Raw genomic sequence first — 24,517 nt, 5'->3', positions numbered from 1 at the left:
CCGATGGAGGGCCAAGCCACCCTTCTTTATTTTTCGGAAACTTCCATGCGAATACTGCCGGGTTCGCTGGCCGTCACGATGTCGAACCGGATGGTCGTCGTTCCCAGCAACGTACCTGTACCATTGACGCCGGAATAAGCCGCTATCTTCAGCTGATACGTACCCAGTTCAGGCTTGAAGCCTTGCTGCGTTGGAAACAGCTGATAAGGCCCCGCGTTGGCGTAGGTTGTCCGCTTGGCTTTTCCGGTCAATTCCATCAACACGCTTCCCGACAATGTTTTAGGAATGCAGCTGAGGTTCACCAGCGTCGGAATCTTCTGAATGTCGATCAGGTCGCCTTCATTGATGGTTTGTACCAGTTTATTCTGCGCATCGAGCATAGAGACCGTTGCCGTAAAGCGGGGCGCACTGCGTACCGTAATCGTGAAGGTATCGCTAACTGATGCTCCCGCGTTGTCGACGGCTTTGGCAATCGCTGCACTTGAGCCGATCAGCGTAGGGATGCCCGTTATCGTACGTTTCGCCGGATCGTACGTTAGGCCTACTGGTAAACCCGTTATGGTCACCGAGGCAATCTGCCCGTCGGGGTCCGTAAACGTAGTAGCCGGAATGGCAATGGAAGCAACCTGGTTGACGGTTAGCACCTGATTGGCAATGTGATTGGCAACGACCGGCGGCTGATTGGTACGTGGACACGACGTCTGATACGTAACCGAAACCTCGCTGGCACCTTGTCTGGCGCGGATTGTCAGGGTCGTGTTATAGCGTAGGGCAGCGGCCAGTGTATAGTTGTTCTGGGTTGTCCAGTTCAGGATATTATCAATGCTGTACTGGATGGTTGTCCCATCGCCGTCGGCAGTCTTGAAATCCAGGCGGCCGGTATTACAGGCCAATACGGGTGCCAGCAATCGCAGGGGTTTCGCGCCACTGGCCACTGTCGCAACGAACGTTGTTGACACAGTTCCTTCGCGGTCGTCGGTAGCCGTCACGGTGATAGTCCAGCTACCGGTGCCCGTGGGAGCGCCACTGATGGTTTTCTGGGTTTCATCGTACGTCAGGCCGCTGGGCAGGCCCGTTAGGCTAACTTTGGTAATCTTGCCATCTGCATCAGCAAATGTGTTGGCCGGAATCGCGAATGAGATATTCTTGTATTGCGTCCAGTTCTGGTTACCAATAATGCTGGCAACTGTCGGCAGTTTGTTGGGCGGCGGGCAATTGGGTGTATACACGCCGAAGACAACGACGCCGCTCTGCCGGGCCCGGTAATGAAGTTGGTCATTTTGCCGAACCGTTTCCGACAGGGTTTGTACCGATTGTGAAGTCCAGTCGAAAACGCGGTCCATCGTGTACTCGATGGTTGTTCCGTCCCCATCGGCCGTAACGAACTCGAATCGGCCCGTATTACAGTTCAGAATCGGAGCCAGCAATCGCAGTGGCTTGATCTCGCCGTTGGTTTTGATCGTAAACTGATCCGACACGTTCGCCCCTTTATCGTCAGTAGCCGTTACGGTCACTACCCAGCTATTCGACGTGGTGATCAGGCCACTCACGAAGCCAGAGGCTGCATCATAGCTCATCCCCGAGGGAAGCCCTGACACCGAGATGGCCACAATCTGTCCGTCAGGGTCGGAAAACGTGCTGCCCGGGATCAGAAATGACAGAAACTGATTTTGAGCCACCGATTTATCGGGTAGCTGATTAGCGACGATGGGCGGCCGGTTCGTCACGGCGCAGGTTGTCGTGTAATTCAGCGAATAGGTTGTTCCGCTTTGCCGCGCTTTCACGGCCAGCACCGACCCATTCCGATACTGATTATCCAGCGTTATTGATGCGTTGGTCGACCAGTCGGTAATCCCCTCCAGTTTGTACTCGATCGTCGTTCCGTCGCCATCCGTCGAACGGAAATCCAGCTTGCCTGTGGTGCAGGCCAGTACCGGATCTAGCAACCGCAGCGGTGATGTCGTCTGCACCTGCTTAATCGCCAGCGTAAACACATTGCTGACTGTGGCACCTTTGTCGTCGGTAGCCGTCACCGTTACGTCTTTCGACTCCGCCGACGTACCTGTACCACCGATTGTGCGGGTTGACGCGTTGTACGTGATGCCAGCTGGCAAATTCGACACGGCGATAGAGGCAATCTGCCCGTCGGGATCACTAAATGTATTATCGGGAATGCGGTATGAGTAGGCCTTCCCAACCAATGTTTCCTGATTTGGAATCGCGCTAATAACTGTTGGCGGCTGGTTGAGAGGCACCGTCACAGTGCCGCCTAGAATATCCTCATCGAGTATAATCCGCACGGGCTTACTATCGGCGCCACGCATGGCTATCCAATCGCCGGTGAGGCCAATCTCGTGTATATTACTTTGAACTACACGCGACAATTTGTATGAAATCGTACCGACCGGTGTAACCGTTGATACAGGCTGATTTAGTATTCCTTTTGCTTTGATATAATCTAGAAGCTCTTTCATATAGGACTCATTCAGTCCTACTACATAGTTTGCTAATGTTATGGCATTAGCACCGTATTTGAAACTTGCGTCAATCTGTTCTTTAAGAAGAGTATTTACTCCTGGACTTGAAAGCGAAAACATTCCATCAAGCTCATTAATCATCCAATCTCCTGGCTTGATGTTACTTCGAACTACATCCATTGAATATTGAAATGGCCACCATGGTGAGTCGTTCACTTTGATGCCATCAGCCAATTCAGCTAAGTTCTTAAACCCGTATGTGCTTCGAAAACCGGAAAGTGGGTCGTGCACCGACCCATGTTGGTTAACAACCCGGATAGAGTTATCTACACCTTTTATGGTTCTGATGCACATATCTATATAAGCCTTCAACTGGCTATGCCGGAATACATACCAATCCAATCCCCTAACTCCTGAGAAAGCCCCTTGGTTGCCTCCGTTGCTGGGATAGGTAGGTTTAATATCTGAAACGTTCTTGTAATCAGCGCCCCATTTTTGGTTGAGTTCGCTTAAGCTGTTGTTATACTTTCGTAAGACCCATTGCTGATAATCATTTACAGTTGGCTCACTGTAGTCAAACATCGTTTCATAACTCGGTGAACCATCGGCCCGCCAGTTGAGGCCGAAGTATTCATTTTCCAGATAAGGAGTGATTGTAACTGATATGAACAACAACTGGCCACGTTGATTTAGATACTGGTAGCGTTGCACAACGCTACGGATAAAATCTTGGGCTTTATTAGCTGCAGGTGTATACCCGAGTCTGAAATGTGATTCGCCGCCCGAGTTAATGATATTACCCCGCGTGTCACGCATAGCCTGATCATCCGTCCAGAAGCCTGCTCGCGTGTTGCGCATCGTACTCAGCCGAAATGCGACTTTAGCATTCCGGCTAAGCACAAGGGCGACGATCTTATCATATTTCGCCCAATTGAGCTGAGCAGTGGCTGATGGTTGTAAATCCTCCCAACGTATACCTATTTCGACAGCGTTACAGCCGTTGTCAAGTGCATACGTAACATCCTGCATGGTGCCGTCACCTGAGAAATCGCCTGCCCGATACGTTGGGTAGATGATGTATCGCTTGTTATCATAAGCAGGTTGTGCACTTAAGAAGCGTGGTAGCAGGAAACCCAGGATACAGGTGGCCCAGATCAGCAGCCTCCGATTCGTAAATTGTTTTCTCATCTTTATTAGTTGGATAATATACGCACAAGTAAATCACCCTGCCGCCGGGAGGCTGTGGTCGGCACGGAGAGAGGCAACCGCAAAAAGCTGAGTTTGACGACCCGCCACCAGGCCGATTGGCAATACCGCGCTACGCACCCGAGAACACCCAGCGCTGGGTTGCTCTCATTAGCTACACGTAAACCGGTCATTACCAGGTAAGCAAAAAGAATACTCGAGGCTGTTGGAGGGGAAAGTTCAAAAACCGTGCGAAAAATATATATCCAAACTGATGGCATACAGCAATCTTTTACAGATGAAAGAACGGCAGATCATTTTAATGGATATGGGCTGGGGGGTAATTGGCCGATTTAGCCAGAAACAGATGCAGCAAACTGATTTATAACGACCTTTGCGGATAAGCACTGCATCAACAAAGCAGCTCATTTTCATTGCACCATTTATGGCTAGTCGCTATTATTTGAAAGTAAAAGATGTCGTTCAGGAAACGTCTGACGCCATCACCGTTAACTTCTGGCATCCCATCAGTGAAGAGGTGCGCTATCAGCCCGGCCAGTTTTTGACGTTTTTATTGACAATCGGTAACGAAAAAATACGCAGATCGTATTCGATGTCGTCATCGCCGCATGTCGATGCGGCTTTGTCGGTGACAGTGAAGCGGTTACCGGGTGGCCTTGCCTCAAATTACTTGTGTGATCGACTGAAGCCGGGCGACGTCATCGAGACGCTCGAACCCATGGGTACATTTACGCCGAAACTCAACCCTGGTGCCCGGCGGCTTCACATTCTGATCGGGGCAGGCAGCGGCATAACCCCCTTGTTTTCAATGGTCAAGTCGATCCTGCACGTTGAACCCAACAGCGAGGTCTGGCTTATTTATGGCAACCGCAACGAGTCGTCGATTATTTATAAAGCTCATCTGGATGCCATGGCGAGCGTCCACGCCAGCCGCCTTACGGTGACGCACGTGCTGAGCCAACCCGCTGCCAACTGGAGCGGTTTTACGGGGCGCATCAATAAATCGAATCTGTTGAAACTGCTCGAAACGCATCGGCCTGAGGCCTTGCGACAGGCTGAATATTATTTGTGCGGTCCCGATGGGCTGATGGCCGAAACGGTATCGGCATTGAATTTGTTAGCCGTGCCCGCCGACCATATTCACAAAGAAAGTTTTCAAACGGCATCTACCGCTCAGGCTGTGGGCGTGGTGCTCGAAGGGGATACCGACGATGCCGATAGTTCGACGCAGGATGTAACGGTGCTCTACGAAGGCAACGAATACAAGTTCACCGTGGAGCCACACCAGACCATTCTGGAGGCGGCCCTCGACCTCGACATCGACCTGCCTTATTCTTGCCAGGCCGGCATGTGCACCGCCTGTCTGGGTAAGTGCGTATCGGGCGAGGTGAAACTTGATGAAGAAGACGGCCTGTCGGAGTCGGAACTGAAAGCTGGGTACGTACTCACGTGCGTAGCGCACCCAGCTTCCCGAAACGTTGTGATCGAAATCGAGTAGGCCAACTTAGCCCTCGCCCAGTTGCGCCCGGATTTTGGCGGCTGTAGCGGCTAGTTCGTCCTGGCTTGGCGACAGTTTGTGGTTGAAGTTCATATCGGCCATGCTGTTGAGCGGAATCAGGTGCACGTGGGCGTGGGGCACTTCCAAGCCAATGACCGCCACGCCAATGCGGCGGCAGGGCACGGCCTTTTCGATAGCCGGAGCAATTTTTTTGGCAAAGGCCATCAGACCCATGTACAGGTCGTCGTCGAGACTAAACAGGTAATCAACTTCTTTTTTAGGGATGACGAGCGTATGCCCCACTGCGGTAGGCATCACGTCTAGAAAGGCCAGGTAATCGTCGGTTTCGGCAATCTTGTGGGCGGGAATTTCGCCGGCCACAATGCGTGAAAAAATAGAAGCCATAGTGCTGTACGATACATTTATGGGCTAAAGTTCAGCCTTTACCGGTTCGTGTCAAGTAAAATGGTGTTGACGGGTGAACAATCCCACTTACTTTTTTTGCCGTAAACCCTATACACGCACCGTATACATTGACCAGCTCGACCTGTACTCTTCGTTTCATGCGGCTTCTCTACCTCGCGTTTCTTCTGGGACTTACGTTAGCTACAACGGCCCAGTCCCGATGGCATGCCGACGCAGAAGTAGGCGGTCTGGTGACCACCGACGAGCAAACACCGCTCTGGTTGCGGGCCAATCAGTGGGGCGCCGTGCCGGTCAAGGGGTCATTCGGTACGCTGCGAGCTACCCTCCGCCGCGAGTATGCCACCGACTCCACCGGCCGTGCGCGCCGATTTGACTGGGGAGCGGGCTTATACGGCGTACTCAATCAGGGAATTGGCCCGTCGGCGCGGTCCGCGACAACCTACCTGCCCGATGCCTATGTTAAGCTGCGTTGGGGGGGCATCGAGTTGTGGGGGGGCAACCGGCGCGAGGTGGTTGGCTTGGGCGACACACTCCTATCGTCGGGGTTTGTGATCTGGTCGGGCAATGCGCTGCCTTTTCCAAAAGTGCAACTCCACACGCCTGACTTTGTGCCGCTCCCTTTTACCAAGGGGTTTGTGGCGTTTCGGGCGGGCTACGCGCACGGCTGGTTTGCCAATACCTACGTGAAAGGCTCCTACCTGCATCAGAAATACGCTTACCTCCGCTTGGGTAAACCCAATGCCCGGTTACACGTAACGGGCGGGCTGAACCATCAGGTGCAATGGGCGGGCTACGCCGACTATCTGTTGAACTCCCCTATTGCGGTCAATGGCCAGTTACCGAGTACACTCCGCGATTACTGGTATGTGATCAGCGGGTCATATCCCGAAGCCTTCCGAAACGACCGGCTGACCGAATTTGATGGTGAAAACCGGGTCGGTAATCACATCGGCAGCATCGACTTCTCAGTCGACTGGCGGCGGCCACGGGGGCAATGGCAGCTTTATCACCAGCATATCTACGAAGACGCCTCCGGGCTGGCCTTCCAGAACGTACCTGACGGGCTGACGGGGCTACGTTACCAGCGATTGGCCAATCCGAAAGCGCGCTTCCAGGTACGTCGCGTCACGGTGGAGTGGCTCTGCACGACCGATCAGACCGACGATACGTTTGATTTCAAGGCGCGCTTTCAGGGTGCCGACAACTACTTCAACCACGCTCAATACCGGCAGGGCTGGTCGTATCGGCAGCGGACAATCGGCTCGCCCCTGATGGTGCCGGTAACAGAGCTTGGCCCAACGGCGGCCTCCTATGAGAACTCCGGCTTTTTTCCCAATAACCGGTTGATTGCCTGGTACGGCGCGGTGCAGGGTGGCTTTACCAGAGGGCCATCCTTTACGCTTCGGGGCTCATTTTCGAGAGGTTTCGGCACGTTTGCCAAACCATACCCAACCCCCACCGAACAGGTATCAGCTTCTCTGGCCTTGCAATGGCCCATTAGCCGCGCTTCAGGCCTGTTGCTCACGACCGCCGCAGCCATTGACCGGGGTACGTTACTACCTGTCAATTCGGGCGGCTACATCAGCCTATCGAAGCACTGGTGAGCAGGTAAGGCCACTACGTCATTTTTTAATCATTTTTAAATCTAAAGGCCTACTTCTTGCGTAAGCATGGGTGCAGTCAACGACTGACTGTCTGTAGAACTCATTGATTTACACATGCTCAACTACCTGTCTACCCGTAAAGCGATTGGTTTTGTGGCGCTGGGTGCGCTGCTCACACTAGGCGCCTGCGATCACCGCACACCCCCCGATCCGTCTATTCTGCCCGACGTAACGATTTACGCGCTGAACGACGCGAACCAACTTATTCAGACCAATGTCCGTAACCCAAATGCTCCAACGGCTACCGTTGGCCTGACGGGCCTGCAACAGGGCGAACAACTGGTCGGTATTGATTTTCGGCCGGCAACGGGTCAGCTGTATGGCATCTCGAACCAGAGCCGCCTGTATATCATCAACCAGATGACGGGGGTAGCACGGGCCATTGGCAATACGCTTTCGCCCACGCTGACCGGTACGCCCGTTGGCTTTGATTTCAACCCTACCGTCGACCGGATTCGGGTAACAACGGCACAGGGCCAGAACCTCCGCCTGAACCCGGAAACGGGTGCCGTTCAGGCAACTGACGGTTCGATCAACGGCGTTCCTAACGCGACTATCACGGCGGTGGCCTACACCAACAACCGGTCGGGCGTAACGACGACGACGCTGTATGACATCGACCCGGTTACGGATCAATTGTACATCCAGAATCCGCCAAACGACGGCCGCCTGGTGCCTGTTGGCCCGCTGGGTCTTGATGTTACGGCGGTGGGTGGTTTCGATATCGCACCGGATGGCCGGGCGCTAGCCGCAACCGTGTTCAACGGGCAATCGGAGCTCTCGCAGGTTGACCTGAGCACGGGTAAGCTGCAAAAGCTGGGCAATCTGCCGGGCAACATCATTGGCCTCGCCATTCCGGCGGAGGCGGTTGCCTATGCCGTTGACGGCAATAACAACCTGCACATTTTCAACCCACTGGCACCCAGCCCGATTATCAAACCGCTGACGGGCCTGCAATCGGGCGAAAGCATCTATGGTATCGACTTCCGGCCGGTCAATGGGCAATTGTACGCTCTGGGCAGCACCAGCCGCCTTTACACGATCAACGTATCGAGCGGCGCCGCTACGGCGGTTGCGACGTTGAGCACACCGCTAACCGGCACCACGTTCGGCTTCGATTTCAACCCCACGGTTGACCGTATCCGGATTGTGAGCAGCACGGGCCAAAACCTGCGCGTGAACCCGGCCGATGGCGTTGCCGTAGTGGATGGCGCGATCAACGGCGCATCAACCAACATCTCGGCGTCGGCCTACACCAACAACTTTGCAGGCGCTGGCTCGACTACGCTCTACAGCCTCGACAACGCAACGGGCAACCTGTACACGCAGGCACCACCCAACAACGGCACGCAGGTAATGGTCGGCTCATTGGGTCTGGGTACGTTTGAAGCGGCCAACGGGTTTGATATCGGTGGTATGTCGGGCATGGCTTATGCACTGCTGCGGGTGAATAACGCCGTCAGTGTATACCGCATCAACCTGACTAACGGCACGGCTACGCTGGTGACGGCGCTGCCGAGCAGCCCCGAAATTCGCGGGATGGCGGTTGGTCTGGGCTTCTAGACCAGCAAGACGACACGATCAATACGAAAAAGGTGGTTGGGCTGACGCAGGTACGTGTCAGCCCAACCACCTTTTTCATTGCCTGGTCAACAGACCGTTCGCTTGACCTAGCGGACGTTACTTACTCAAGGCGGCCAGGGCTTTGGCAACGTCGCTTTCCAAGGCAACATCCAGCCGGTTGTCTTTCACGAATTTAGTAAACGCATCGGCCTGTTGCTGCAAGGCACCCGCCAGCGACTTCTTGGTTAGCTTCACTTTTTCGGCGGTGCCATCGGGCCGAACAAGCAGGTATACCGATTCGTCGCGGAACTCATTATAATCGCGGGCTTCGCCGTAAGGACTCGACGAGGTGGCCTTGTAAAAGCTTTTCACGGGCAGTTGAACCAGCGTGTATGGCCCCCGATAGATAACCCGCACTAGATCGCCCCGCGTGATGGACACGTCGTTTTTCAACGGCGGCAGGTGTTCGTAGCGTTGGGGCTCGGCCGTGTTCATGGGCTGTAGGGTCAACGATTGCACGTTGTAGCCTTCAACCTGCGTCGAATCTTTCCCCTGCCGCAAAACCAGAAGCCGCTTGTCGGGTACGTTGTACTTGAAGCGGGCGTTGGTGATCTGCGCCCCGTTGACCAGCGTGGCCTCGCCGGGCGTCCAGTCGGGGTACAGCAGGGGCGTGCCGCGCAGGTTAATGACCCGGCCATCGAAGGTGCGGACGGCCGACATGTTACCGCTGGTGCCCAGCGAATTGAGCGATTGTTGTACGGTAGGCGCTTCCAGTGGTGGCGTAGCCGATTGGCCCCGAGCGACCAGCCAGTTGCCCAGTAAAGCGGCCAGTAAAAGCGTTGTGCGTGTCATGATCCCGTTTTCTTCACAAAATCGAGATTTTCCGTATACGTCCATACGGCTGTAGCATCTTTTCACGCAGACGGCCTGCTACCGCAACGTACCCAGCACTAGTCAGACGGACACCCAACGGGCTGTGTATCGGGTTATCTTTGTTACTGAACGGGTAACCGCTTGGGAAGGTAGCAGCGACCCTGTATGATGGCGTTGTGACGAACCAGGTATTCTAAACTTTTACCGTTTCGTTTCCAACCCGTGGCGGATGAAGAGGGTCTTTCAACTACCTACACGCCCTTATGCTCGACGAACAAAGGCTTATCGACGGCTGCAAAAACCAGGACCGGCTCGCCCAGCGACAGCTGTACGACCGGTTCGCGGGGAAGCTATTTGCCGTTAGTAAGCGCTACATTAAGGATGTCGATGAAGCGGCCGATGTGTTGCAGGATTCGTTCGTGAAGATCTTTCGCCACATCGACCAGTTTCGCCACGACTGTCCGCTGGAGGCCTGGTTGAAACGAATCGTGATCAACACGGCGCTGAAACATATTCGCAAGAACAAGCCATTCGACAATGTGACCGATGTAGACGAGGTCGCCAACCTGCTGCCGCAAGCCGACGAAACGTTGCCGACGCTCAACTATCAGTACCTGCTGGCCCTGGTGCAGGAGTTACCGGCCGGGTGCCGCGCGGTCTTTAACCTGTATGCCATTGAAGGGTATACCCATATCGAAATTGCCGAGTTACTGGGCATTTCGGAAGGGACTTCAAAATCTCAGTTTTTCCGGGCCCGAGGCCTGTTACAACAAAAATTAACGAACGACTTACCGATCCGAAATGAATCGTTCTGACGACTATATCATGGGTAGTGCTTCTGGTTCACCCAACGACCAATGGAAGCGCGTTTTCGACGACGCGTCGGAGGCGCCCCCGCCCCGGGTTTGGGATGCGGTGGAGCGCCAGCTCGACCTCGACGACGAAGATGGCATTATTCCGCTCTGGCAACACCGGCAGGGGCAGCAGTCGATGCTGTTTGGTCGCTGGGCGGCGGGTATTGCCGCTTCGCTCCTGCTCACGCTGTTTGGCTGGTGGGCCTGGCACCGCGACGATGGCCTGCGCCCCGGCACAACGGGCAGCAGCCAGATGGCCGTAGCCCCAAAGCCAGTTCCTGCCGCCGGTGCAGCGCAGCCATCTATTGACGAACCGGCCACCCAGCCCGATCAGCTGGCGAGCCGGTCGGCCCGGCCAGAACGCCCGGCTACCCTGGCAGCCAACGTACCTGTGCGGGCCAGCCGAGTGGCGAAACAGCACCCAACGGCGGCACCGACCGCTGATCAGCCGGAGGTTACTGAAACGCCCCTTGTCGCCGCGGCAAGCACGCCTGTTCCTGAACCGACTCAGCCAGCCGCCAAACCATCGATGACTTTCAACGAACAGGTGGTTATCACGCAACGGGTAGCATCCAGAGGCACGTTCGGACAAGTCACCATGTCGATGACCTCGTCAATGGCCCCCAGCAACCGTTCCATGCCGACCATGTCATTCCGCCAATCCCAGCCGGTAGTAGGTACTGAGCACCTGGCAAATGCGCATTCTGTAGCGAACACGACAATCACGCCCCAAGTAAACGTACCCGGCGCGGTCCCGCCGAGTGTGGATCTGCTGGTATTGGACAATGCTTCGCCGGATCGGCTGGTGATGAATCTCGCTCCACTGAGCATTCAGCCGCTGTCAGTTCGGGCAGTGGGAAATGATCGGATTGTCTGGTACAAGCACGACGAAGCCGCCGAAACTACGGCCAAACAGGCCGATGTGAGCACCGCCCAATCGCGCACCGAGCACCGCAAAGCCTGGGTATCGGCTGGCGTCGCGGCGGCGTCGTTCAACCCGACGCTCGCGATGCGCTCAAGCGCCGTGGCATCAATGGCAAACGTAAACTCAGGCTATAACAGCACGTTTAACAACCTCGCCGCCAATCCGGCCACAATCAACGCGCAGACAGGCAGCGCCATGACCGTTCAGGTCAACGCGGGTCTGCCTCTGAGCGAGCATTGGGCCATCGAAACGGGCGTGGGTTACCTCAGCAGTCAGGCAAGCGTACAGAGCCCCGGCCGGGCGACCTATGCCTCCGTTGCTGACAAAGGCAGTGTTGGTAACGTAAGTAACCAGACATTATATACCGACCTGATCAGCAGCCGCTTGTCGAATCAGTCGGTTGCCTATTCGCCCTCTGCCGCCAACGGGTTGATCAACGATTTTGTCGGTACTCAGAATGCCCGCTACCAACAGTCGGCAGGGTCAACGGTTAGCAATAGCTATCAGTTTGTGCAGGTGCCGGCACAGGTGAGCTACGAATTCCGGCCCCGCCGCAAATTTGGGCTAGCCCTGCTGACGGGCCTCGTCTCGAACTGGTTCGTGCGCAATACCGTCAACCAGACCATCGACGTAAAACCGGGCGACGGCATTTACCGGCCCGTTACGATGGCCGGAACGGCGGGCGTTCGGGTACGTTACCGCCCCGACCGTCATTGGTCGGCCTCGATGGCAGGTATGTACCAGCAACATCTGCAATCGCTGACGCTCAACGATGTCAATCTACAGGCTTTACCGCAGCAGGTGGGGCTGAGTTTCAGCGTTGATCGGCATTTTTAACGATATCCGTACGCAACCACGAAGGCGTTAAATCCGTATCTGATCGTATCATGAAGGCACTGGTTTTCATCTGGTTAAGTGTACTACTACTGGGCAGTTGCCGGTCTGGCGATGCAGTCAGACCCACCGGCAGCAGCACGCTGGTGGGCGACTGGAAGCTGGTCGACCCGAATTCGGCTTATACGGTAACCTTGCGGATTGAAGAACAGCCGGTTCAGCTGGCGGGATTCGATTCGTTCAAACTGTCGGGGCGGGCGCCGGTCAACGCCTATTTCGCGGATGCGAACATCAGCAAAGGGCCGTCGATCGAATCGGGTGAAGCGGGCACGGGTGGCATTGGCAACCTGGGATCGACCCTGGTAGCGGGCCCTGCCGACGCCATGCGCTACGAAGACACGTACCTGACCCGGCTTCGCAATGTGACCCGCGCTGAAGTGACCAGCAATGATTTATTATACCTGACTTACACCGCAGTAACCCCCGGAATTCTGATTTACCAACGACAGTAAGTAGTGAATAACATTTTGTGTAGGACGTGATCGCCCGGTGGCCCTGCTGCCGGGCGATTTTTTTGTCGCTATTCCAACGAAATACGTACCGGCCGACTCCTGCCTGTATACACTATAAACCCCAAGCAACGCGATGAAACGACTCTACAAGTTATTGTGGCTGATGCCTTTAGCCATGATCGATTCGGCCTGTACCGACCAGTGCACCGAGACGCACACCTACCGCCAATACACGGCGGTGCAGCTCACCACCACGCAGGTACGTCAGGGTGTGAGCATCGAGGCCGCCCGTGAGTTGGAGCAACCCGGTAAGATTTACACGAAAGACGGCTACCTGTTTATCAATGAGCTGAAACGAGGCATTCACGTCATCGACAATCGTAACCCCGAGTCGCCCAAGAAAGTAGCCTTTCTGCGCATTCCCGGCAACGGCGATCTGGCCATTCGCGACAATTTTCTGTATGCCGACAGCTACATGGACCTTGTCACGTTCGACATCGGTGATCTTACTAACATTCGGGAGGTGAGCCGCAACCGGGATGTATTTGTGCAGGGCCAATTCGACGGCGGTTGGTGGTATTACTCCCCGCAGAATGGCAACAATATGATTCAGGATCAGGAAGTCAGGTACGTTACCGAAACCATCCAGACCAACTGTGAGGCTACCCCCACCAACAATGTGTGGTGGAACCGGGGCGTAGCCTTCGCCTCTGCTGACTTGAGCAGCGGAGGTAACAAAGCGTCGCCGGGCGGTGGCACCAACGGCACGGGCGGCTCGATGGCCCGATTCACACTTTACGACAAGTTTCTGTATGCCGTCGGGCAGACCGACATGAAGCTGTTCAACATTCAGCAACCGAGCCAACCCGCCCTGAGCAACACCATCAACATGGGTTGGGGCATCGAAACGATTTTCCCGTATAAAGACAAGCTGTTTATTGGTTCTCAGACGGGTATGCTCATCTACGACAATGCCAATCCGGCCAATCCGCAGCGGCTGTCGGTGTTCCAGCACGCCCGCGTTTGCGACCCGGTGGTGGTTAATGACAACACGGCCTACGTCACGCTTCGGTCGGGCAATACCTGCGCTGGTTTCACCAATCAGCTCGACGTAGTCGATATTACGAACCTGACGAACCCGCGCTTGCTGAAGAGCTATCCCATGCGTAATCCGCACGGCCTCGGCGTCGATTTCCCCAACCTGTTCATCTGCGAAGGCGCCTACGGGCTCAAATCCTTCAATGTCGCCGATCCTATGCAGGTGGATAAGAACCTACAGCAATACATGGAAGACCTGCAAGCCTATGACGTGATCCCGATGGGAGGCGTTAACGGCCGCAAAACGCTGCTGCTGATCGGTCGCGACGGGTTTTACCAGTTCGATTACAGCAACCCGCGTGCGCTCCGCCTGCTGAGCCGGATTCCCGTGAAAAGCCCCGTTCTGACCTAGGTATGCGCGCTTTTCTGGCAATAGGTGGTCTGCTGGCGATGCTGGCGGGCCACGCGGCAATGGCCCAGGTGCAGGAGGTGGTCCGGGAACGTACCCGGCCGTTTGTCAACTACACCGAAGTGGGCGGGCTGTTTGGGCGGGTGGTATACGACGTACCTAGCTGGATCTGGAATGGCACCACGACGGTTCAGTCGGTTGATAAGCAGGTCGAGAACCGGCTCAGCCTGACCATTCAGACCTTCAACGGCGTTCAACTAAAACCCCGGCTAGCCGTTGGCGGCGTGGTCGGCGTCGACTGGTACAGCAACGCACTCTTGATGCCGGTTGGGGCCGGGATACGGTACGACCTGGCGCGGCCCAATCAGAAAAACGTGCAGGTCTTTGCCTCGGCGGATGTTGGTTACGGCCTTACCTGGCTCAACCAGTCGACCACGGGCTACGAACTCACGCGCGGCGGGCTGATGCTTAACCCCGGCCTGGGGCTGCGCTTCGGCAAACCCGACAAAGGCGCTTTTCTGCTGACGGTGAGCTATAAACGACAAACCGTCGAGTCGGCCAAGCCCCTGCAATGGAACGACATCCGGCGCGACGAAAGCCGCGTATACAACCGACTGGCCGTGCGGTTAGGCGTCAGTTTCTGATCAGCGCTGGGTACGTACTAGCTGCTTCTGGCCGCTCAGCCTCCTGGTTGAGCGGCCTTTTTTTAGTCACTCAGGATAGCCGTGAATTCGATTTCGATGAGGTATTCGGGCGCAATCAGGGCACTGACTTCGTAAATACTGGTGGTCGGTTTGATGTCGCCAAACACCGCGCCATGCGCCACGGCAATTTCCTCCCAGCGCGACACATCGGTGGTGAACATCCGGGTACGCACCACGTCAGCCATCGACGCCCCCAATCCAGCCAGTACACTGGCCACACGGTCCAATATGTTCTGGGTCTGGGCCGTGATATCGGTGGCGGTTACGGCTTGGCCATCCACGATAGCGACTGTGCCCGACACTTCAATGACGTTGCCGATCTTGACGGCCCGGCAATAGCCCATTTTGTCTTCCCAGGGCGAACCCGACAGGATCGTTTGTCTTGCCATTTCTATATGGTGCGGCGGTTGATTTTATTGATTTGTGATGTTCCTGAGTACAGCTCCACGATCATCGACAAACAGTGTTAGCTGGGTAACAGTCTTCCTGATTCCGTACAGGCCCGTGAGCTGAATGGGCTCGTTAAACGTTATCAGCAAATTGGGGGCTGTCAGCAAGGCGGCATTGAGCGCGCCCGGCTGTTTGTCCGATATGGGTGTCACGTCGGCAAGATGATGGCGGGGAATAACAGCCCACCAGCGCAAATCGAGGCGCAGATGCAGGGCGTCAAGGGTTAGGTAAGAGGGGCGCACCCGGATGGTGTTGATCACCGCCAGCAGCAGCAGGCAGCCGTAGCCACTCAGCAGAGTAACCCAGACCGCGGCCGACGGCAACCAATGTAGTAGGAGTACGTGTACGGCCATTAATTCAATACAACTGATGCCGAGCAGGCCCCACAACAACGCCAGTTGCCCCGATTCGCGGTGGGTCGTGAGCGGAGTGGTGTTAGCAGGAAACGAGGGCTCGCTGCGCCAGTTTAGCAGGGCGTAATAGATCGTTTCTCCTTCTGCCAGCACAAGCCTAGCAAGCCGTTCGCCAGCTACGGCAGCTAACGCGCCTTGCCAGGCAATTTCTGCATCCTGGGTACGTCGGAGAAGGCGGTAGGTTCGGATAATTGTGCGCAGCCGAAACGCCAGCCCTCCCAGCACAAGCCCCTCCAGTACGCCCCACATCAACGCCCAACCCGGCACGGGCAGACTGGGAAGCCAGGCCATAGCCAAACGCGCTAACCCCGCCGCCAATAGAGCCAGGCGCCCCGTCGACCACCGCTGTGGCCGGGCGATGAGCCAATAGAAAGTCAGCAGGGGCCAGACCATTAGGTCAAAAAGCAGCGCCGTGCCAATTAGTTCTGGGCGAGTTGTGTAAGCCGCCGAGGGTAGCACGATTAAGTGGGCAAAAGCAACCAGCGCGGCGTATACCATAAGTAAGGCGAGCCAGCGGTACGTGTAAATAGCAGTCATAAGTTGTAATTTACGAGCTCTAGATGGTGTGTTGGTCAGGTAGTGCAACCTACACAATTCGTCGCCAACTCGGCTATCGCTTTTGCTTTGAAAAAGATACGTTCCTATCTCCCTATCCTGCTGCTAGTCGTCATCGTCGGTCTGTACCGCACCGACCTTACCGTTACCGAGCTTAAAGCCCGCTATACCGATGCCAGTTCCGCCTTCATGAACCTGGATGGCATGGATGTGCATTACCGGCTGGAAGGAAACCCCGCCGATTCGGTCCCGTTGGTGCTGATTCATGGCACTGGGTCCATGCTGCAAACTTGGGACGGCTGGGTCAATGCCCTACGCGACAGCCGACGCATTGTCCGGCTCGATTTGCCGGGTTATGGGCTGACCGGCCCGCACCCGCAAAACGAAGCGTCGATTCAGTACTACACCCGGTTTATGGCGCTGTTCATCGAACGGCTGGGCTTCAAGCGCTGCGACGTGGCGGGCAATTCACTGGGTGGCAACATCGCCTGGCATATGGCGCTGATGGGTCCCGACCGGGTACGTCAATTGATTCTGATCGACGCGGCGGGCTACCCGTTTACGCCTAAATCGGTGCCTATTGGCTTCCGGCTCGCGCAGTTACCGCTGGTTAATGGTCTGATAGCGAAGCTGACGCCCGACGCGCTGTTTCGTAGCAGTCTCGAAAACCTGTATCATAACGATGGACTCGTGACGGATACGCTCGTGCAGCGCTACGCCGACCTGAATCGCCGCGAAGGGAACCGGCAGGCGTTTGTTCGTCGGCAACCCGCGCTCGACTCGCTCTGGCTACGCATCGGCCAGATTCGCCAACCGACGCTGATTCTATGGGGCCAACACGACAACCTGATCCCGGTGGAGGTGGCGCAACGCTTTCACCGCGACTTGCCCAACGATACGCTCATCATCTACCCGAATGCGGGCCACGTACCCATGGAAGAGTTGCCCGCCCAGACTGTTGCTGACTACCGAAACTGGTCGGTGCGGCAGCCAGGGCATTAGCGCAGCTCAGTTCCGTGTGCCAACGCCATGGCAATCTGCCCCGTATGGTGCGCGTTGTGAAACAATACATGCCCAAACAGCCGCCCCCACGATACCGTCCCGAAAAAGGGGGTGTCAATGGGTTGTAGCCAGGCATCGTCAGGCGTTGTCTCAACCAGCTTCCTGAATTGGGCGTAGCCGTCGGCAAGCAGCTGATGGCTTTCGGCAAGGTCATACACGGCCCCTTCGTCGGTGCGGCCCATCGTGGTGTTTTGTACGTTGGTGGGTATACCGAAAAACGTACCGAATAGCAGCATGGTCTCGGCCAGATGGCGGTAGATAAACCCGACCGACGCGCTGGTCTCCGTCAGGCGTAACCGGCTGTTCTCGGCCGTAATCCGGTTCAGCGCAAACGAGCAGGTCAGTTCATTCTGGGCAAGCATATCGAGCAAAAGGGTGCGCTGCATGGGGGCTTCGGTTTCAGTATAAAATGGTTTCCGGGCGGTTTCTTACTCGAACCAAACAGTGCCCCTACGTTGTCATGAAAGCCCTTTATCTGTTGCTGCCACTCCTGTTGGCCTTCACCCTCCCCACGAAACCCAAACGCATCATTTTCTTCGGCGACTCTATCACGCAGGCAGGCGTTCAACCCGGCGGTTACATCACGAAAATGCAGGAGATGCTGGCTAAGCAGAACAAAGCGGCCGACTACGAACTTATCGGCAAGGGCATCGGGGGTAATAAAGTGTATGACCTCTACCTGCGCCTCGACGATGACGTGCTTGCCCTCAAACCCGATGTGGTGGTGATCTACGTTGGCGTCAACGACGTGTGGCACAAACGTACCTACGGCACGGGTACCGACCCCGACAAGTTTGTTAAGTTCTACGAAGCGCTTATCCGTAAGATTCAGGCCAACGGGGGCCGGGTAGTGCTCTGTACGCCCGCCGCCATTGGTGAAAAAACCGACTTCTCGAATGATCAGGACGGCGACCTCAACGCTTACAGCAACCTCATCCGTGACCTGGCCGCCCGCCAGAATCTGCCTCTCTGCGACCTCCGGAAATCCTTCCTGGATTATAATGTTCGGAATAACGCTGGCAACAAGGAAAAGGGCATCCTGACCACCGACCGCGTGCACCTCAACGATACGGGCAACCAATTCGTCGCCGACCAACTCTGGGCCGTATTGCAGGGAATGTAGGCGTATGCACATGGGGCTTAGGGCAAAGGGCAGGGTCTCCGATACCTGCCCTTTGCCCTAAGCCCCATGCTTTTCATTACTTTTGCCCCGCTAACCAAAACCGGTCAGACTACGCATGAAGACTGTAGACTCTTACAATTTTGCGGGCAAGAAAGCCCTCGTCCGTGTCGATTTCAACGTACCCCTCGATAAAGAATACAACATCACCGACGATACGCGCATCAAAGCGACCATCCCGACGATCACGAAAATTCTGAACGATGGCGGGTCGGCGATTCTGATGTCGCACCTGGGCCGACCGAAAGATGGCCCAACCGAGAAGTATTCGCTGAAGCACCTGATTCCGACGTTGTCGAAGACGTTTGGCCGGGAAGTGAAGTTTGCCGATGACTGTATCGGCCAATCGGCGACCGATCTGGCGGCCAGCCTGCAACCAGGGGAAATTCTGCTGCTCGAAAACCTGCGTTTTTACAAGGAAGAAGAAAAAGGTGATGTGGCCTTTGCCGAAAAGCTCTCGAAACTCGGCGATGTGTGGGTAAACGACGCCTTCGGAACGGCGCACCGCGCACACGCCTCTACGGCGGTAGTTGGCCAATTCTTCGACGACCGCGTGTGTGGGTACGTGATGCTGGCCGAAATCGAAAATGCCGACAAGATTCTGAATCACGCCGAGCGGCCGTTTGTCGCGATCATGGGCGGGGCCAAAATCTCCGATAAAATCCTGATCATCGAACGCCTGCTCGATACGGTCGATACGCTGATCATCGGCGGGGGCATGACCTATACGTTTACCAAAGCGCAGGGCGGTCAGATTGGTAAGTCGCTGCTCGAAGCCGATAAACAGGAACTGGCGCTGGAAATCCTGAAAAAAGCGAAAGAAAAAGGCGTGAACATCGTCATGCCCGTCGACAACGTGTGTGCCGATGATTTCTCGAACGATGCCAACCGGCAAACCGTTGCCACGGGTCAGATTCCCGACGGCTGGGAAGGCCTCGACATTGGCCCCGAATCGGTGAAGCTGTTCACCGGCATCGTAGAAGGCGCCAAAACCATCCTCTGGAACGGCCCAATGGGCGTATTTGAATTCCCGAATTTTGCCACCGGCACCAACGCCATCGCCGAAGCGGTCGTGAAAGCAACCGAAGAAAACGGAGCGTTCTCGCTTATTGGCGGCGGAGACTCGGCGTCGGCCATCAACAACGCGGGCTACGGCGACCGCGTCAGCTACGTATCGACCGGCGGCGGCGCGCTCCTCGAGTACATGGAAGGCAAAACCCTCCCCGGCGTAGCAGCCCTTCAGTAAGAATGTATAATGCATGATGGACAATGCACAATGGGGCTGACGCGTCTATTCTTGCGTCAGCCCCATTGTGCATTGTCCATCATGCATTATACATTCATCCCCCTCACCGTTTCCAAGTTAACTCATTGATATTCTGGCCGATGGCGCGGCCTTCGCGCAGGCCCGTGTCGTTATCCTGACGGGTGTGGATGCCCCCCAGAATCCGCGACCAGCCCGACTCTTCGGCCGTTTCCCAGAACGACCGGTAATACCGCGGCTTGAAATCGGTGTTGCGGGCGGCGTCACGTACCCGGCCTACGTGTGAATCGTCGGTCAGAGCAAACGTAGTTCCATAAAGATCCGTCAGCACCGTTGCCATTGCCGCCGACTGTGTAGAGTGCCCCGACGGAAAACCGGGGAACGGCGGTGCCGGCCAGAAGGGTACCCAAGTAGGGTCGATGGTCCGGCGGACGTAGGTGTAGGGCCGCTCATTGTTATACAAGTATTTGCATTTCCAGCAACGCACAAAGGCGTCGGATACGGCAATACCCACGCGCGCCAGGGTTTCAGCAGCCTTCCCCAGATCCGCTTTGGCCGTACGGGCCGTAATCCGCGCAATGTTGTACGAGTGGCCAGGTGGCGTAAACGTCTCGCTGGGGTCGTCGGACCACCAAACGGCGATTTCCTTCTCTTCCTGCGTCAGGGATTTGTTCTTGGTATACACCTCAAGGTACTGCGCAAAATAGGTCGACGTTACCTGCGTCGAGATGGCCAGCGGTACGGGCATGGTCATGGCCTGCGTCGAGGCGAGCATCGTCCGATTTTGGCCCCAATACGGCTGCATCGGGATGGTTCGCCCGTTTTCAGTGGGTCGCCACAGGCCGGGATCGGTGCTGGGAATAAACGAGGTCGGGAAGTTTCGGCTGTAGCCTTCGTGCCCGCCATCGGTTTTCGACCACTCAAACACAGCCGCCCCAATGCGCTTGCCAAAATCCGCCGAGCGCGTGTTTTGCTCCTGATCGGTGGTTTTAAACTGATTGAATAATGCCTGCTCCAGCGAATCGACGCGGGTTTTGTAGGCAGCAGTCGCGTTGGCAAATAAACCGCGCAGCACCTCGGCCTGTGCCGCATTGGCGCTTAGGGCCCAGTTGTACGTTTGGCTAGGCGTGGTTTGTGGCAGGGCCGTCAGCCCTTGCAATTGCCGGACCATCGATACGTTATTGGGCATTCCCGGCACTACCGCCTCGTACATCGCCAGGCCAGCATACCCAAACGTACGGGCGGCGACGGGTGGCGTAAAACCGGGACTGTTCCGCACGAGCCGCAGGTGCATATCGCTCCATTGCAGCGCCACGTCATTGCTATAGTCAGCCGCCCGGTTGGTTTGGGTTTGTGGAGCAACCGGATCGGTGCCGTTTGTAGAGCGGCAAGCCTGAAGCACCGAAAACAGGCCTACACCCAGTAAGACGATCTTCAGGGGGGCCACCAAGTGGGTACGTATCAACCCGCTATTGTTGAGTAGTTGTTTTAACATAAGAGGTAGTGCAGTTAATTGGCATCAGCGTAGGTCACACAATAACTCGTATTGTGCGTAGCAAAAACGTTGCCAACCAGCGCCTTAATCAGGTATGCATCAGTTCAATACGTTCATAGCTCAATATGTCTCACTGACTGCCTATGACTTGGAAGCCGTCAACCGTTGCGCCAAAATCAGGCTGGTCAGCAAGGGCCGTTTCTACTTGCAACCGGGGCAGGTCAATGGCGAATTTGCTTTTATTCAACAAGGTAGCCTCCGAATTTCCCATCTTACACCCGACGGGCATGAACTGACGGGCTGGCTCGCCATGAGTGGCCAATCGTTTTGCGACTTGGCCAGTTTTCGCGATCAGCGACCTAGCCGTTTTGCCGTTCAGGCCCTGACCGATACCACATTACTGGTGATTTCGTATGCCGATATGCAGCATCTCTACCAGACGGTGCCGGGCTGGCAGGAATTTGGCCGTAAACTGTGGGAAGACGTGTCGGTGCAACTGATTGAGCTAATCGTTTCCTTTCAGGCACAGCCGGCCGAGGTTCGTTATGAGCGCATCCGTCGGGAAAGCACGCTTGTGCAGTCGGCACCCTTGAAATACATTGCCGAATTTTTGGGTATTACGCCACACACGCTGAGCCGCTTACGGCGAAAAAAATAACCCACTGCCTTTCTTGCCTTTTGGCAAGTTTAGCCGTTGTGTCCCGCCCGAACTTTGGGCTATGACAAGCAAACAAACTCTCGGCTGGCTCCATGCCTCTCTGTTCGGGCTGCTCCTCTGGTTCTTTGGCAATCTGTATGAAGAGGTCATCCTGATGCCCAACTGGCTGGTGGCTCCACTCGATGTGCTGCACGCCTACAACCGCTTTTACTCGGTCGTACTCCAATACCACTATTACGTACCCATCACCCAATTGGCGGTACTGACGTTGGTCTGGCTCTGTTTTCGTCAGAACCCCGCTCGTCTGGTAGCCCCCGCCGCATTGAAACGAGCGGCCATCTGGGGTGGGGTGGGTACGTTACTGACGGTCCTGATTGTACTGCAACTCAACGTAAAACTCTTTCTGGGACCAGTTGCCGTACCCGAGGCCGAGGCCCACCGCTTGGGTGTACTCTGGATGTTAGGTAATGCCATCCGGCTCTTTTGTGTTGGCAAAACCATTGGCTACGCGCTACGGGTGCGCGATGCCCTGCGTGATTCTCAGCGGGGTACGGTCAGGCTGGCGACCTAACTCTTGTCGGTAAGTTGGGCGATGAGGTCGTTTTCCATGAAAAAGCGCGACTCACCCTGTAGCTCGATCGTCTGGCCGGCATTGGGGCCGCTGGCAAACGTACCCCGATAGGCAATGGTGGCTTCCCAGAAATCGCCATAGGTCAGCAGGGCGGTGATGGTCTGCTGGCGCTCACTAAACAGCAGGGCCGCTTGCTGCGCCTGTTTGCGGAGTGCCGGTTGCCCGCTCAGTTCGAGCGTAATCTCGCCGTTGCTGATGTTTCGGAACACGACATCGTGGGTAAAACAGGCCACCATGGCATCGATATCTTTCCGGTTGTAGGCGTCGATGTACCGACGGATGCAGGCTTCGCTGGCGGTCATAGGCAAAAAAATAAGTCGTATGGGCTGACGCGTCTGCAATATTCGCGCGCCAGTCCATACGACTCGATACCCTACCGCCTATTTATTTTTTCGTCACCCGGCAAGACGTACGGCGGTTTTGCGCACGACCTTCTTCGGTGGCGTTGCTGGCCACAGGATACTCGCTGCCGTAGCCTTCGGCCTCCAATCGGCTGGCCGCTACGCCCAGATTAACCAGTTCTTTCATCGCTGACTCGGCCCGATCCTGCGACAGTTTTTTGTTGGCGGCCGCGTTGCCGGTGTTATCGGTGTAGCCACCGATTTTCAGGTTCACGGCGGGGTACGCTTTCAGAATGGCCGCAATATTCTGCAACTGCTCGCGCGATTCAGGCTTCAGCTTGGCGCTGGCGGTTTCATACAGCAGCCGGTCAAAGTTGAACCAGGTGGTTTTGTCAACAGGCTTGCTGGCGTCTTCGATAAAGGCAATCAGTTTGCTTTCAATGCCATTGGCCGGGATGTTCAGTTCCACACCATCGGGCAGTTTTTTGGCACCAAACGCACCCAAGGCGGCCGCGGCATTACTCGCCGCATTGGCGATCGCGCTGCTTGCCGTATCGGCCATGGCTTCCATGGCGGCCTGAGCCGTATCGACGGTGGCCGTAGCGTCTTGCACGGCAGCGGATGTGGTGTCGTTGACGGTCGACGTGGTTGTGGTCGTTGCGTCGGTCGGTTTATCGCCACAGCCCCGCACGAAGTAATAGATCAGACCAGCCGCCAGCGCCGCCAGTACCCACGGCCAGAAGTTGAACCCACCGGCCCGATTATCGTCATCGGCATAGGCGGGCGTACTGACCGGCGTGCTGCTGGGCTTGTTGCCAAACGCCGAAGCCGCTGCCGCACCTGCACCCGCCAGGGTAGACCCAACAGCGCCCGTTGCGCCCGCCAGACCGCTGGTAAGCGAACCCAGGCCAGGTACGTTGCCCAGCAGCGCCGATAGCCCCGACGGCATGGCGGCAGCGATACTGTCCTTCTGATCGCCCAGCAGGCCCATGATTCGGGACACATCGAAACCGCCATTCGGCGAAGCAACCTGACGGCCCAGCGCACCGGTGATGAGCGACCCGGCCAACCCCAGCAGGCTCGATGCCGACGAGGTTTTCACACCTGCATATTGAGATAAGACGCCCGACACCAGGTTGCTGCTTGGCCCGAACAGGGAATCGACAAGCCCGCTACCCCGCTGCATGAGCGTATCCGGGTCGTTGGCATCGACGGTCGCCGATGTGGTTGCCGACGGCATGGCCTGCTGCAGTAGGCGGCTCAGAAAACCAGCGCCTTCCGGCGTGCTGCTCCGCGAGATAAGGCTACTCAGAAACAGAGGCAGTGCGCCAACAACTGCTTTTTGTGTGCCTTCGGGGCTTTCGCCCAATGAATTACTGATACGACTAATAACGGCGTCGGTCAGGTAACTCTTAGCCATGTCAATCAGATTAACTGCCATACTTACTTGGTTTGTGTGCGGTCAAGCACGTTTAGGTATTAGAA

22 protein-coding genes are annotated in these 24,517 nt (G+C 56.1%); 13 read left to right on the top strand and 9 right to left on the bottom strand.

What is annotated here, in order from left to right:
- Positions 1 to 26: 26 nt before the first annotated feature.
- Positions 27 to 3,506, bottom strand: coding sequence for a putative Ig domain-containing protein (locus tag FAES_RS30580; RefSeq protein ID WP_015329728.1), 3,480 nt, complete (start codon positions 3,504 to 3,506; stop codon positions 27 to 29).
- 601 nt (positions 3,507 to 4,107) lie between these two features.
- Between FAES_RS30580 and FAES_RS03060 the strand changes: the two genes are divergently transcribed.
- Positions 4,108 to 5,181 carry a ferredoxin--NADP reductase gene (locus tag FAES_RS03060; RefSeq protein WP_015329727.1) on the top strand — a complete coding sequence of 358 codons (1,074 nt, stop codon included), beginning with the start codon at positions 4,108 to 4,110 and terminating at the stop codon, positions 5,179 to 5,181.
- A 6-nt stretch (positions 5,182 to 5,187) separates the two neighbouring features.
- On the opposite strand, the gene FAES_RS03055 is transcribed toward FAES_RS03060, so the two are convergent.
- Complete coding sequence (locus FAES_RS03055) at positions 5,188 to 5,586, bottom strand: HIT family protein (RefSeq protein ID WP_015329726.1); 399 nt, start codon at positions 5,584 to 5,586, stop codon at positions 5,188 to 5,190.
- 158 nt (positions 5,587 to 5,744) lie between these two features.
- Between FAES_RS03055 and FAES_RS03050 the strand changes: the two genes are divergently transcribed.
- A complete protein-coding gene (locus FAES_RS03050; RefSeq protein ID WP_015329725.1) occupies positions 5,745 to 7,211 on the top strand; it encodes a capsule assembly Wzi family protein in 1,467 nt (488 codons plus the stop codon).
- Positions 7,212 to 7,325: 114 nt separating this feature from the next.
- Positions 7,326 to 8,834 carry a DUF4394 domain-containing protein gene (locus FAES_RS03045; protein WP_015329724.1) on the top strand — a complete coding sequence of 503 codons (1,509 nt, stop codon included), beginning with the start codon at positions 7,326 to 7,328 and terminating at the stop codon, positions 8,832 to 8,834.
- A 117-nt stretch (positions 8,835 to 8,951) separates the two neighbouring features.
- On the opposite strand, the gene FAES_RS03040 is transcribed toward FAES_RS03045, so the two are convergent.
- Complete coding sequence (locus tag FAES_RS03040; protein ID WP_041257446.1) at positions 8,952 to 9,686, bottom strand: hypothetical protein; 735 nt, start codon at positions 9,684 to 9,686, stop codon at positions 8,952 to 8,954.
- Between the two features lie 284 nt (positions 9,687 to 9,970).
- Here FAES_RS03040 and FAES_RS03035 point away from each other — a divergent pair, with 284 nt between their 5' ends.
- From FAES_RS03035 to FAES_RS03015, 5 genes are all read left to right on the top strand, one after another.
- Positions 9,971 to 10,522, top strand: a complete 552-nt coding sequence (locus tag FAES_RS03035; protein ID WP_015329722.1) for an RNA polymerase sigma factor — start codon at positions 9,971 to 9,973, stop codon at positions 10,520 to 10,522.
- Positions 10,509 to 12,323 (top strand): hypothetical protein, encoded by a 1,815-nt coding sequence (locus FAES_RS03030; RefSeq protein WP_015329721.1) that lies wholly within the window; start codon positions 10,509 to 10,511, stop codon positions 12,321 to 12,323. Before FAES_RS03035 ends, FAES_RS03030 begins: the two co-directional genes overlap by 14 nt.
- A 50-nt stretch (positions 12,324 to 12,373) precedes the next feature.
- The gene (locus FAES_RS03025; RefSeq protein WP_015329720.1) at positions 12,374 to 12,832 is read left to right on the top strand and encodes an META domain-containing protein; all 459 of its coding nucleotides are present in this window, start codon (positions 12,374 to 12,376) and stop codon (positions 12,830 to 12,832) included.
- Between the two features lie 133 nt (positions 12,833 to 12,965).
- Positions 12,966 to 14,282: an LVIVD repeat-containing protein gene (locus tag FAES_RS03020; RefSeq protein ID WP_015329719.1), complete on the top strand. Its 1,317-nt coding sequence runs from the start codon at positions 12,966 to 12,968 to the stop codon at positions 14,280 to 14,282.
- Between the two features lie 2 nt (positions 14,283 to 14,284).
- The gene (locus tag FAES_RS03015) at positions 14,285 to 14,923 is read left to right on the top strand and encodes a hypothetical protein (protein ID WP_015329718.1); all 639 of its coding nucleotides are present in this window, start codon (positions 14,285 to 14,287) and stop codon (positions 14,921 to 14,923) included.
- Positions 14,924 to 14,985: 62 nt separating this feature from the next.
- On the opposite strand, the gene FAES_RS03010 is transcribed toward FAES_RS03015, so the two are convergent.
- Together FAES_RS03010 and FAES_RS03005 are read right to left on the bottom strand one after the other, a co-directional pair.
- Positions 14,986 to 15,372, bottom strand: coding sequence for a RidA family protein (locus FAES_RS03010; protein ID WP_015329717.1), 387 nt, complete (start codon positions 15,370 to 15,372; stop codon positions 14,986 to 14,988).
- A gap of 24 nt (positions 15,373 to 15,396) precedes the next feature.
- Entirely contained in the window at positions 15,397 to 16,383 is a 987-nt protein-coding gene (locus tag FAES_RS03005) for a hypothetical protein (RefSeq protein ID WP_041257443.1), read from the bottom strand.
- A gap of 87 nt (positions 16,384 to 16,470) precedes the next feature.
- Between FAES_RS03005 and FAES_RS03000 the strand changes: the two genes are divergently transcribed.
- Positions 16,471 to 17,403, top strand: coding sequence for an alpha/beta fold hydrolase (locus FAES_RS03000; protein ID WP_015329715.1), 933 nt, complete (start codon positions 16,471 to 16,473; stop codon positions 17,401 to 17,403).
- Here FAES_RS03000 and FAES_RS02995 read toward each other — a convergent pair.
- Positions 17,400 to 17,849 carry a DinB family protein gene (locus FAES_RS02995; RefSeq protein ID WP_015329714.1) on the bottom strand — a complete coding sequence of 150 codons (450 nt, stop codon included), beginning with the start codon at positions 17,847 to 17,849 and terminating at the stop codon, positions 17,400 to 17,402. The two genes, FAES_RS03000 and FAES_RS02995, sit on opposite strands and share 4 nt — an antisense overlap.
- Before the next feature lie 74 nt (positions 17,850 to 17,923).
- On the opposite strand from FAES_RS02995, the gene FAES_RS02990 reads away from it, so the two are divergent.
- Positions 17,924 to 18,586: an SGNH/GDSL hydrolase family protein gene (locus FAES_RS02990; protein ID WP_041257441.1), complete on the top strand. Its 663-nt coding sequence runs from the start codon at positions 17,924 to 17,926 to the stop codon at positions 18,584 to 18,586.
- A gap of 115 nt (positions 18,587 to 18,701) precedes the next feature.
- Positions 18,702 to 19,889: a phosphoglycerate kinase gene (locus tag FAES_RS02985; RefSeq protein WP_015329712.1), complete on the top strand. Its 1,188-nt coding sequence runs from the start codon at positions 18,702 to 18,704 to the stop codon at positions 19,887 to 19,889.
- A gap of 103 nt (positions 19,890 to 19,992) precedes the next feature.
- Here the strand turns inward: FAES_RS02985 and FAES_RS02980 are convergent, their stop codons facing one another.
- The gene (locus FAES_RS02980; RefSeq protein WP_015329711.1) at positions 19,993 to 21,402 is read right to left on the bottom strand and encodes a vanadium-dependent haloperoxidase; all 1,410 of its coding nucleotides are present in this window, start codon (positions 21,400 to 21,402) and stop codon (positions 19,993 to 19,995) included.
- Positions 21,403 to 21,496: 94 nt separating this feature from the next.
- On the opposite strand from FAES_RS02980, the gene FAES_RS02975 reads away from it, so the two are divergent.
- Complete coding sequence (locus tag FAES_RS02975) at positions 21,497 to 22,060, top strand: Crp/Fnr family transcriptional regulator (RefSeq protein WP_015329710.1); 564 nt, start codon at positions 21,497 to 21,499, stop codon at positions 22,058 to 22,060.
- Between the two features lie 61 nt (positions 22,061 to 22,121).
- The gene (locus tag FAES_RS02970) at positions 22,122 to 22,631 is read left to right on the top strand and encodes a hypothetical protein (protein WP_015329709.1); all 510 of its coding nucleotides are present in this window, start codon (positions 22,122 to 22,124) and stop codon (positions 22,629 to 22,631) included.
- Here FAES_RS02970 and FAES_RS02965 read toward each other — a convergent pair.
- Together FAES_RS02965 and FAES_RS02960 are read right to left on the bottom strand one after the other, a co-directional pair.
- Positions 22,628 to 22,993 carry a nuclear transport factor 2 family protein gene (locus FAES_RS02965; RefSeq protein ID WP_015329708.1) on the bottom strand — a complete coding sequence of 122 codons (366 nt, stop codon included), beginning with the start codon at positions 22,991 to 22,993 and terminating at the stop codon, positions 22,628 to 22,630. The two genes, FAES_RS02970 and FAES_RS02965, sit on opposite strands and share 4 nt — an antisense overlap.
- An 82-nt stretch (positions 22,994 to 23,075) precedes the next feature.
- Complete coding sequence (locus FAES_RS02960; protein ID WP_015329707.1) at positions 23,076 to 24,473, bottom strand: OmpA family protein; 1,398 nt, start codon at positions 24,471 to 24,473, stop codon at positions 23,076 to 23,078.
- Between the last annotated feature and the right edge of the window lie 44 nt (positions 24,474 to 24,517).

Origin of the sequence: Fibrella aestuarina BUZ 2 (assembly GCF_000331105.1) — a bacterium.
GTDB lineage: Bacteria > Bacteroidota > Bacteroidia > Cytophagales > Spirosomataceae > Fibrella > Fibrella aestuarina.
Note: the sequence above shows the minus strand (reverse complement) of the source record. Positions and strands in the feature narration are given on the sequence as shown.

Coding starts and splice junctions, on each gene's coding strand:
- FAES_RS30580 (WP_015329728.1), bottom strand. CDS start 3,506: ATGCAGGATGTTACGTATGCACTTGACAACGGCTGTAACGCTGTCGAA.
- FAES_RS03060 (WP_015329727.1), top strand. CDS start 4,108: ATGGCTAGTCGCTATTATTTGAAAGTAAAAGATGTCGTTCAGGAAACG.
- FAES_RS03055 (WP_015329726.1), bottom strand. CDS start 5,586: ATGGCTTCTATTTTTTCACGCATTGTGGCCGGCGAAATTCCCGCCCAC.
- FAES_RS03050 (WP_015329725.1), top strand. CDS start 5,745: ATGCGGCTTCTCTACCTCGCGTTTCTTCTGGGACTTACGTTAGCTACA.
- FAES_RS03045 (WP_015329724.1), top strand. CDS start 7,326: ATGCTCAACTACCTGTCTACCCGTAAAGCGATTGGTTTTGTGGCGCTG.
- FAES_RS03040 (WP_041257446.1), bottom strand. CDS start 9,686: ATGACACGCACAACGCTTTTACTGGCCGCTTTACTGGGCAACTGGCTG.
- FAES_RS03035 (WP_015329722.1), top strand. CDS start 9,971: ATGCTCGACGAACAAAGGCTTATCGACGGCTGCAAAAACCAGGACCGG.
- FAES_RS03030 (WP_015329721.1), top strand. CDS start 10,509: ATGAATCGTTCTGACGACTATATCATGGGTAGTGCTTCTGGTTCACCC.
- FAES_RS03025 (WP_015329720.1), top strand. CDS start 12,374: ATGAAGGCACTGGTTTTCATCTGGTTAAGTGTACTACTACTGGGCAGT.
- FAES_RS03020 (WP_015329719.1), top strand. CDS start 12,966: ATGAAACGACTCTACAAGTTATTGTGGCTGATGCCTTTAGCCATGATC.
- FAES_RS03015 (WP_015329718.1), top strand. CDS start 14,285: ATGCGCGCTTTTCTGGCAATAGGTGGTCTGCTGGCGATGCTGGCGGGC.
- FAES_RS03010 (WP_015329717.1), bottom strand. CDS start 15,372: ATGGCAAGACAAACGATCCTGTCGGGTTCGCCCTGGGAAGACAAAATG.
- FAES_RS03005 (WP_041257443.1), bottom strand. CDS start 16,383: ATGACTGCTATTTACACGTACCGCTGGCTCGCCTTACTTATGGTATAC.
- FAES_RS02995 (WP_015329714.1), bottom strand. CDS start 17,849: ATGCAGCGCACCCTTTTGCTCGATATGCTTGCCCAGAATGAACTGACC.
- FAES_RS02990 (WP_041257441.1), top strand. CDS start 17,924: ATGAAAGCCCTTTATCTGTTGCTGCCACTCCTGTTGGCCTTCACCCTC.
- FAES_RS02985 (WP_015329712.1), top strand. CDS start 18,702: ATGAAGACTGTAGACTCTTACAATTTTGCGGGCAAGAAAGCCCTCGTC.
- FAES_RS02980 (WP_015329711.1), bottom strand. CDS start 21,402: ATGTTAAAACAACTACTCAACAATAGCGGGTTGATACGTACCCACTTG.
- FAES_RS02975 (WP_015329710.1), top strand. CDS start 21,497: ATGCATCAGTTCAATACGTTCATAGCTCAATATGTCTCACTGACTGCC.
- FAES_RS02970 (WP_015329709.1), top strand. CDS start 22,122: ATGACAAGCAAACAAACTCTCGGCTGGCTCCATGCCTCTCTGTTCGGG.
- FAES_RS02965 (WP_015329708.1), bottom strand. CDS start 22,993: ATGACCGCCAGCGAAGCCTGCATCCGTCGGTACATCGACGCCTACAAC.
- FAES_RS02960 (WP_015329707.1), bottom strand. CDS start 24,473: ATGGCAGTTAATCTGATTGACATGGCTAAGAGTTACCTGACCGACGCC.